Consider the following 8,812-nt stretch of genomic DNA (forward strand, 5'->3'; position numbering starts at 1 on the left):
GTGGTTCTTGCGAGGAGCCCAAGACCCGATCCCATCCCGAACTCGACCGTCAAATTCCTCCGCGCCAATGGTACTAAGTCTCAAGACTTGGGAGAGTAGGTCACTGCAAGGTCTGCCAAAAACATAATCTCTCTACGATCATCAAAACCAAATACAAAAAGCCCCGCTCACCAGCGGGGCTTTTTGCGTTTGTGACGTCGTCATCTGTACTGGTGGAATATCTCCCGAGAAGCTGGCGGAAGGCCCCCTCACCCGGCCCAAGTGGGCCGACCTCCCCCCGGAGGGGCGAGGTAAGAAGAGCTTCTTCCGGTTAAACACTCCCCAAACCCTCAATCCCTCGCCGCAAGGGGAGGGAGGCAGAACCCTGCTTGTTGGGGGAGATATGCTTTTCCAACCGTAGACGTGAGAGAGGTACTCTCAAACAGCGGGTTTTGGTTCTATCATGGAACCTCGATAGAGGGGTATGCAGCGTTCCCTGTTGCTTCCCTTGGAGGTTTTTGCCCGACCGACGCTCATAGCTGACGAGGGAGGTGTCGCCAAACTGGACCAAGTGACACCGCATTACATGGCTGATGTCGTTGGGCTGGACACAGTTGGGTCCGAGTTCCCACTGCAGTAGGCAGAGGCTGGGTGAATAAAAAAGAGGCCCTGTAGGGCCTCCTTGATAACAAACATTAATGTCAACTAATCGCGGACGATGTAGGGCTTTTGGTCTCGCATAAAACGCGCGAGCGCTTCTAAATCCGCATCGCCGCCCGGGGGCAACACGACGCGGATATTGACGTACAGGTCACCATCGCCGTAGAGCCCCTTGCCTTTGAGGCGGAGCGCTTTAGACGTGTCCACGCCGGGCGGGAGGTTGAGCTCGACCGAGCCCGTTAGAGTTGGGACGCGAACCTTGGCCCCGAGCACGGCTTCGTAGAGCGTTACCGGGATGTCGGTCCGAATATCGGTTCCGTCCTTACGGAAGGTTTTGGATTTGGCGAATTTCACCGTGACGAGCGCGTCTCCGGGTTGGCCGTAGACGTCGGTTGTGCCCTGACCCTTGAGTCGAATCTGCTGGCCCTCTTCGACCTTCTCGGGAAGTTTTACATTCAGCACTTTGCCAGAGGGCATGCGAACTGGAATAGACGCTGCGTTGTGTGCGTCTTCCAAAGTCACGGCTGCAGTGATGACCAGATCTTCGCTCTTCCCGCGTGTGCCTGCACCAGCGCCGGCACTGCCGCCGGCAAATGGGTCCCATTGGGCGCCACCAGCGCCGGCACCACGGGCACCAGAACCCGGAGTGCCGCCGCGCGGCTGGCCACCAAAGCCGCTCATGAATTCTTTGAGAATGTCTTCGGCAGAAAAACCGCCACCCGCGTTGCTAGGCGCACCAGTGCGTCTACCCCCAAATCCACCGAATTTTGGATTGCCGTCAGCGTCGATTTCACCACGATCGAATTGACCGCGTTTCTCGGGATTGTTCAGTAGATCGTAGGCGCCAGTTGCCTCAGCAAACTTGGCATGAGCGGACGGGTCATCGGGGTTTTGGTCCGGATGATATTGTTTGGCCAGCTTGCGATAGGCAGACTTAATGTCTTTGTCGCTTGCGGACCGCGACACGCCGAGTACGGTGTATGGATCGCGCATTTAGGTCCAATCTTTAGAGTTCAGGCGTTGCTCCGCCTCTATTTCAAGTCCTATATGGCGACGCCCTACGGCCTTGTCCAGTTGGGCTGTGCGACTGAATGCAGGAAATCTCACTATGGCCCAACCTCTCACAGATCGCCTCTTCGACGACCAGGACCAATCCGAGCTCAATCCGTTCGCCATTTTTGAAGAATGGTTCGCTATGGCGCAAGTTTCCGAGCCCAACGAGGCGCACGCAATGGCGGTCGCGAGTGTTGATGCTGATGGTTTGCCTGACGTACGTATGGTCCTGATGAACCAGAGGGATGCACGAGGCTTTTGCTTCTTCACCAATTTTGAAAGTGCCAAGGGGCAACAATTGGTGGCGCAGCCGAGCGCGGCGTTTCTTTTCCATTGGAAAAGCCTGCGTCGCCAAGTTCGGTTGCGGGGGCAGATCGAGATTGTTTCGGCCGAGGAAGCTGACGCTTATTTTGCCTCTCGCGCTAAGGGGAGCCGCATTGCATCAGCGACTTCCAAACAATCTCGACCCCTAGTTAGTCGCGCGCAGATGATGGATGAGGTTGAGCAGCTGACGGCTATGATTGGAGACGGTGAGATGGCGCGGCCTGCCCATTGGTCGGGTTTCCGTCTTGTGCCGACCCAAATAGAGTTTTGGAAGGACGGTGAGTTCCGCTTGCACGATCGCGTCCGCTTCACCCGCCGTACGGCCAACAGCGATTGGTCGCGCACGCGGCTCTATCCTTAAGGTAACGGGCGGAGAGTTGAACTTCTGACAAGCTCTTGCCACTAATCTTGAGGTCTAATCTGGGGATGCCGATCTGTTGCGCATATTGATCAGAAGCTCGAAGACCGCCATTTGGGCCCGCCGTTTAGGTAGCCTAGCGGTGCCATTGGTGGTGCTGGGTGTTGTATTGCATCGTCTCGGCTTGATCTCCAGCAATGTGTTCCAAATTGCGGCCTTGGTTGCCGGTCTGGTCGCGGCCCTTGCAGTGCTCTTGGCTGGGGTTGCGCTGCTACGTCTGTGGTTCACCGGCGACCATGGGTGGCGCAATTGTTTCTGGGCGTTGTTTTGGGGGCTCTTATGTCTGGTGCCATTTGCTTGGCATGCACAATTGGCGTGGCGCTATCCGCATGTGACGGATGTGGCGACGGCTTCGACAGGTTTGCTTCCACTGACATTCGAGCCTGATACGGCAATGATGCCGAATGCACGCATGCTGTCTCGTGAAGATCATTTGCGCAGCTTCCCAAGTGCGCTTACGCGTGCCTATCCGATCGCGCCTGAGGAACTCCACGCCCTTGTGTTGCGCCTCATCGCACAACAACGTTGGGACGTGCGCTTCGATCAGGTGCCGTCGGAATTCTCGGGCCGGATCAACGCTCGTGTGACAACACTAATCGGCTGGCGCGAAGAAGTTGTTTTTGGAATTTCAACCACGCCGACGGGTTCGAAAATTGACATGCGGTCAGCTTCGATCGGGGCGGCGCATGATTTCGGTTCAAACGGCAACCGGATCATGAGTTTTCTGAGTTCCCTCGATAACGAGGTCACGGCTTTTATTCGGGATAATCCTAGCCTCAATCAACCTGATGCTGCTGATGAGGCAGAAAGCCCACAGGTGGAAATGGGCGGCGCTTAATAGGTCCGCCCATTTCTCAAATGCTAGTGGGTGAGGACGCGGCGTACCGCGTCGTCCCACCCGGCGATTTTGGCTAGGCGCTCCTTAGGGTCCATGTCCGGTTCAAAGCGTTGATCCCGCTCCCAAGCGGCTGCAAACTCTTGCATGCCCGGCCAAACACCAGCCTTCATGCCCGCCAACCATGCCGCGCCGAGCGCAGTGGTTTCGAGAATGGTAGGGCGATCAACGGGCGCGTCAAGCAAATTGGCCAAGCTCTGCATGGTCCAATCCGAGGCGACCATGCCGCCGTCGACGCGCAATACAGTGTCTGTGCCTTGCCCTTTCCAATCTTTCTTCATGGCTTCGATGAGATCGACGGTTTGGTAGCAAACGGCTTCGAGCGCGGCCTTGGCAATTTCGGCTGGGCCGGTATTGCGGGTCAGGCCGAAGATTGCGCCCCGCGCATCGGCATCCCACCACGGCGCGCCGAGGCCGACAAAGGCCGGCACCATATACACATTTTGGGTCGGGTCAGCGGTGCGGGCGAGGGGGCCGGTATCTTTGGCTTCTTTGACGAGTTTTAGACCGTCTCTAATCCATTGCACTGCGGCGCCCGCAATAAAGATCGAGCCTTCAAGCGCATAGGCGGTTTTGCCATTGAGACGATAGGCAATAGTGGTGAGAAGGCGGTTTTCCGAGCGCACCATGTCGGCGCCGGTGTTGAGCACGGCGAAGCAGCCGGTGCCATAAGTCGACTTCACCATGCCTGGCTCAAAGCAGGCCTGACCAATGGTGGCGGCATGCTGATCTCCCGCAACGCCCAGAATTGGGATTTCTGCTCCGAACAGACTTTTCTCAGTAACACCGAAATCGTCAGCGCAATCCTTTACGTCAGGTAGAATGGCCATGGGAACGTCGAGGATCTCGCAGAGTTCTTTGTCCCATTGGTTCTTGGCGATGTCGAACATTAAGGTGCGCGAGGCATTGGTGGCATCTGTCGCGTGCATCTTGCCGCCGGTAAGGCGCCAGATGAGGAAACTGTCAATCGTGCCGAAGGCCAATTCGCCCTTATTGGCACGCTCGCGAGCAGTGCTCACTTTGTCGAGCAGCCACTTCACCTTGGTGCCCGAGAAGTAGGGATCGAGCAAAAGGCCAGTGCGCTTGGCAAAGAGCTCTTCGTGGCCATTGGCCTTAAGCTCGGCGCATGCACGAGCGGTGCGGCGATCCTGCCAGACGATGGCGTTGTAGATAGGCTCGCCGGTTTCACGGTCCCAAATCACCACTGTTTCGCGCTGATTGGTGATGCCGATGGCGGCGATGTCGCTGGCCTCAAGCTTGGCCTCTTTGAGGGCCTTATTCACGGTAGACTGAACCGTCGACCAGATCTCTTCTGGATCATGTTCGACCCAGCCATCCTCTGGGAAGATCTGCTTGAATTCAATCTGCCCGACACCGACAATTTGGCGGTTGCCGTCAAAGACAATGGCGCGGCTCGATGTGGTGCCCTGATCGATGGCCAACACAAACTTTTTCATATTTGTTTCCTCCCCTGCGTGCCCTTGCGGTCCGTGCCTGCCCTATGACGTGCTTGTCGCCAGATACGCCTCGAGCTGCGCCACATCTTCGGCGCTGGTGCGGAGCCCTTGTTTGGTTCGACGCCATAGCACGTCTTGTGCGGTTCGAGCCCATTCTTGTGTAACCAGATAATCGACCTCGCGACTGTATAGGTCGGAGCCGAAGGAGCGACCGAGATCGGCAATAGTTTGGGCCGTGCCCAGAATAACCCGCGCCCTGGTGCCATAGAGGCGCATGAGCCGACGCAGAAGAGATGGGGGCAGGGCAGAATAATCTTTTGCCAAGCGACGAACTTCAGCGTCAAAACTTTTCACGCCAAAATCTCCACCGGGCAAAGTGCTAGTCTTTGTCCAGGCCGCGCCCCTCTGTCCTAAGATGGCTTCAATTTTCTCCAGTGCCGCTTCGGCGAGACGGCGCGAGGTCGTCAGTTTGCCACCGAAAATGTTGAGTACGGCACCCGTGCTCGAATCGCCTTCGAGCTTGAGAACGTAATCGCGCGTGGCTTCCTGCGCCGCGGACGCGCCGTCATCATAAAGTGGACGCACGCCGGAATAGGTCCAGACGATGTCGTCACGGGTGATCGTGTCCGCAAAATACTCATTGGCAGCGGCGAGAAGATAAGAGGTCTCTTCCTCGCTGATTTTCACGTTGCGCGGATCATCATGATAATCGCGATCAGTGGTGCCGATGAGGGTGAAATCGTCCTCGTAGGGAATAGCGAAGAAAATGCGGCCATCGCCGTTTTGGAAGAAATAGCACCGGTCGTGCTCGTAGAGTTTCTTCACCACGATGTGGCTGCCCTGAACGAGACGAACATTGTGTTTGCCGTTCTTGCCCATCACCCCGTTGATGACCTCGTCGACCCATGGGCCAGCAGCATTGATCAGCATTTTAGCGCGAACGCGAGTTTTGCCTGCTTCGCCATCGAGCTCGATGGTCCAAGCTCCCTCTTCGCGACGTGCGGCAGTGACTTTGGTGCGGACAAGAATTTCGGCGCCTTTATCGGCGGCGTCACGGGCATTGAGCACCACAAAGCGGGCGTCATTGACCCAGCAATCAGAATATTCAAAACCCAGCTTATGGCCGGGCTTGAGGGGCTTTCCGGCTTCATCCTTGGTCAGGTCAAGGGTTTTGGTTGGCGGCAGGAGTTTGCGACCACCCATATAATCATACATGGCCAGACCGGTGCGCAGCACAACCGCCGGGCGCATGCCTTTTTGGTGTGGCAGCACAAAGCGCAGCGGCCAGATGATATGCGGGGCTGTGGCCCAGAGCACTTCGCGCTCGGCCAACGCTTCGTGGACGAGGCGGAACTCGTAGTGCTCGAGATAGCGCAGGCCACCGTGAATGAGCTTGGTCGCCGCCGAGCTGGTTCCAGAGGCGAGGTCATTCATCTCCGCTAAACCAACGGTAAAACCACGTCCGACAGCATCACGCGCAATGCTTACGCCATTGATGCCGCCGCCAATCACGAAAATATCCAGCATGATATCCTGCCGTTTCAAGAGATGTTTCGTTTGTATGTTTTATTGGTTCGTTTGTGAAGGCTTTGTGTTTCGCTTTGGTGGTGCGACAAACATGCATTGACCCCTGCCGTTGGCAGGGTTAGGGCATGGATTAATCCCTTCTCGGGCCCGGACATCTGGCCATGCTCTCGATTCTAGCCGTCAATGTGCCGATCTTCGCGCTTATCGCCTTGGGCTATAGCGCGGTGCGGTATCGATTGTTCCCAGCTGATGGCGTGAAAGCGCTGATTGCTTTCGTGAACAATTTCGCGACGCCGTGTTTGCTGTTCCACTCAATCCTAACCAGCGATTTCAGTTCAGCCTTTACTCTTGGCATTATCGGGCCGTTTTATCTCGGCGCGTGGATCTGCTTCGGTATTGGTATTGTGTTGGGCCGGGGCTGGTTAAAGCTACCGCGAGGCGAAAGCGTCGCCTTTGGCTTTTCGTCCATGTTCACCAATACGGTGCTGGTTGGCCTGCCGATCATGTCGCGCGCTTATGGTGATGCGGCACTGCCGGTGACGCTGTCGATCATCGGCGTGCACGCCGCGATCCTGCTCACCACAGGCATGGTCACTATGGAGCTGATGCGCCGGGACGGTAAATCTCTGGCCGCAACGCTGACCGTTGCCGTTCGACGTGTGGCGACCAATCCGTTGATCTGGGGCATTGCCGCGGGCATGATTGCCTCGACCATCAATCTCCAATTGATCGAACCGGCGGAAGCCTTTCTGACCATGATGAGTCAGGCCGTGGTGCCTGTGGCCTTATTCGGCATCGGCGGGGCTCTCAATGAATTTAAACTGTCGGAGAACTGGCGGCCGGCCTTCGTGGCCTCGCTGATGAAACTCATCCTGCACCCGGCCATTGCCTATGTGCTGATGATTTGGGTGCTGCATATTCCGATGGAGATCGCCCGCTATGGAATTTTGCTCGCCGCCATGCCGGCTGGCGTCAACATCTATGTCTTCGCCACTTATTATGATCGCGGCGTGTCGGTAGCAGCGAATACGATACTGATTGCCACCATATTGTCCGCGGTTACCATTTCAGTCTGGCTCTACATATTGGGAATGTAGAGCCAAGTCGCTTATTCCGAGGAGGGAAGAATGGCCATAGAAATCCTGCAGACCGGCCCGTTGTTAGCCAGCTGTGAAAAAGCCCTCGCGGAGAAATATATCGTCCACAAGCTGCATGAGCAGGCCGATAGGAACGCTTGGCTCAAGGCCAATGGCGCGCGCATACGCGCCCATGCCGGTTCGGGCGTTCAGGCAAAGCTCATGAACGCGCTACCTAATCTCGAAATCATCTCAAGCTTTGGCGTTGGCTACGATAATATCGACACTGCTACGGCTAAGGCGAAGAACATTCGCGTCACCAATACGCCCGATGTTCTCAACGATGCCGTGGCCGAGCTGACGGTCGGGCTCATGATTTCTTTGGCGCGCCGTATCCCGCAGGGTGACCAGTTCGTGCGCAATGGCCATTGGCTCAACGGGGGCATGGGGCTCTTCTCAGAGCTCACTGGCAAAACCGTCGGCATTTTGGGCCTGGGTCGTATCGGCAAGGAAATCGCCAGCCGTCTGCAAGCGATGAAGATGCGTGTCGTCTATTACGGACGCTCCAAGCAGGACAATGTCCCATACACGTTTTACGACAAGCTCGGAGACATGGCGCGCGACAGCGATTGGCTCGTGGTGATCGCTCCGGGCGGCAAATCCACAGAAGGCATTGTCTCGCGAGCCGTACTCGAAGCGCTTGGACCGCAAGGCTATGTCGTTAATGTGGCGCGCGGGACGCTCGTCGATGAACCCGCACTCGTCGAACTGTTGACGAACAAGAAACTCGGCGGCGCTGCCTTGGACGTCTTTGTTGATGAGCCAGAAGTCCCCGAAGCGCTCTATGCCTTGGATAATGTCGTCCTCTCCCCGCATCAGGGCAGTGCGACCCACCAGACCCGCGACGCAATGGGGGCGCTCTTAGTCGCCAATCTCGACCGTCATTTTGCGGGTGAACCCCTGATCAGCCCGGTGGTGTGACAGTTCACGAGGGAAAAGGCGGGCGTTTTCGAGAGGCACTCGACTCGCAAAACGCCTACGATTCCGCTCTAAACCCAAAATGAACTGACATTTCAGTGTCTTGAGCGTGCTGTTGCCAAAAATCTTCCCCCAGGTGGATAACTCGGGACAGCGTTGCAAACGCTACTGACTCAGTCGGCTTTTTCACAAAGCGACGTAGGCCAAAAAGCTGAATCATATCGATTTTTGTCGAGGGCTCTGGACAGCAAACAGGGCTGCCCCTATAACCCGGTCATCGCTGCAGAGCACAGCGCCTACCGGCACTGAGCGACGCGGCAAACGAATGAAATCAAATGTAAATTTGAAATTGGTTTAGTGGATTTCGAAAGATTTCGGAATTCACGAAAATGGGTGTTGACGAAGCAAAAGCTTCTGACTAAAACCCACGAACGCTAACGACGCC

At 56.4% G+C, this 8,812-nt stretch carries 7 protein-coding genes and 1 rRNA gene; 5 read left to right on the plus strand and 3 right to left on the minus strand.

Annotated features, from left to right (window positions below):
• A 5S ribosomal RNA gene (gene rrf, locus JHC09_RS16690) occupies nucleotides 1–112 on the plus strand; the annotation flags it as partial.
• A 572-nt stretch (nucleotides 113–684) separates the two neighbouring features.
• Here the strand turns inward: rrf and JHC09_RS16695 are convergent.
• On the minus strand, nucleotides 685–1,632 hold the full coding sequence (locus JHC09_RS16695; protein WP_199532906.1) for a DnaJ C-terminal domain-containing protein: 948 nt from the start codon (nucleotides 1,630–1,632) through the stop codon (nucleotides 685–687).
• Between the two features lie 115 nt (nucleotides 1,633–1,747).
• Between JHC09_RS16695 and pdxH the strand changes: the two genes are divergently transcribed.
• Nucleotides 1,748–2,377 (plus strand): pyridoxamine 5'-phosphate oxidase, encoded by a 630-nt coding sequence (gene pdxH, locus JHC09_RS16700; RefSeq protein ID WP_199532907.1) that lies wholly within the window; start codon nucleotides 1,748–1,750, stop codon nucleotides 2,375–2,377.
• 166 nt (nucleotides 2,378–2,543) lie between these two features.
• Nucleotides 2,544–3,272 (plus strand): DUF1499 domain-containing protein, encoded by a 729-nt coding sequence (locus tag JHC09_RS16705; RefSeq protein WP_199532908.1) that lies wholly within the window; start codon nucleotides 2,544–2,546, stop codon nucleotides 3,270–3,272.
• 23 nt (nucleotides 3,273–3,295) lie between these two features.
• On the opposite strand, the gene glpK is transcribed toward JHC09_RS16705, so the two are convergent.
• Together glpK and glpD are read right to left on the minus strand one after the other, a co-directional pair.
• Nucleotides 3,296–4,786: a glycerol kinase GlpK gene (gene glpK / locus JHC09_RS16710; RefSeq protein WP_199532909.1), complete on the minus strand. Its 1,491-nt coding sequence runs from the start codon at nucleotides 4,784–4,786 to the stop codon at nucleotides 3,296–3,298.
• Between the two features lie 42 nt (nucleotides 4,787–4,828).
• A complete protein-coding gene (glpD, locus tag JHC09_RS16715; RefSeq protein WP_169197037.1) occupies nucleotides 4,829–6,313 on the minus strand; it encodes a glycerol-3-phosphate dehydrogenase in 1,485 nt (494 codons plus the stop codon).
• 161 nt (nucleotides 6,314–6,474) lie between these two features.
• On the opposite strand from glpD, the gene JHC09_RS16720 reads away from it, so the two are divergent.
• Together JHC09_RS16720 and JHC09_RS16725 are read left to right on the plus strand one after the other, a co-directional pair.
• Entirely contained in the window at nucleotides 6,475–7,410 is a 936-nt protein-coding gene (locus tag JHC09_RS16720; RefSeq protein ID WP_199532910.1) for an AEC family transporter, read from the plus strand.
• A gap of 30 nt (nucleotides 7,411–7,440) precedes the next feature.
• The gene (locus tag JHC09_RS16725) at nucleotides 7,441–8,370 is read left to right on the plus strand and encodes a 2-hydroxyacid dehydrogenase (RefSeq protein WP_199532911.1); all 930 of its coding nucleotides are present in this window, start codon (nucleotides 7,441–7,443) and stop codon (nucleotides 8,368–8,370) included.
• The last annotated feature ends 442 nt before the right edge of the window (nucleotides 8,371–8,812 follow it).

The organism is Devosia sp. MC532, from assembly GCF_016461625.1.
Taxonomy (GTDB): Bacteria; Pseudomonadota; Alphaproteobacteria; order Rhizobiales; family Devosiaceae; genus Devosia.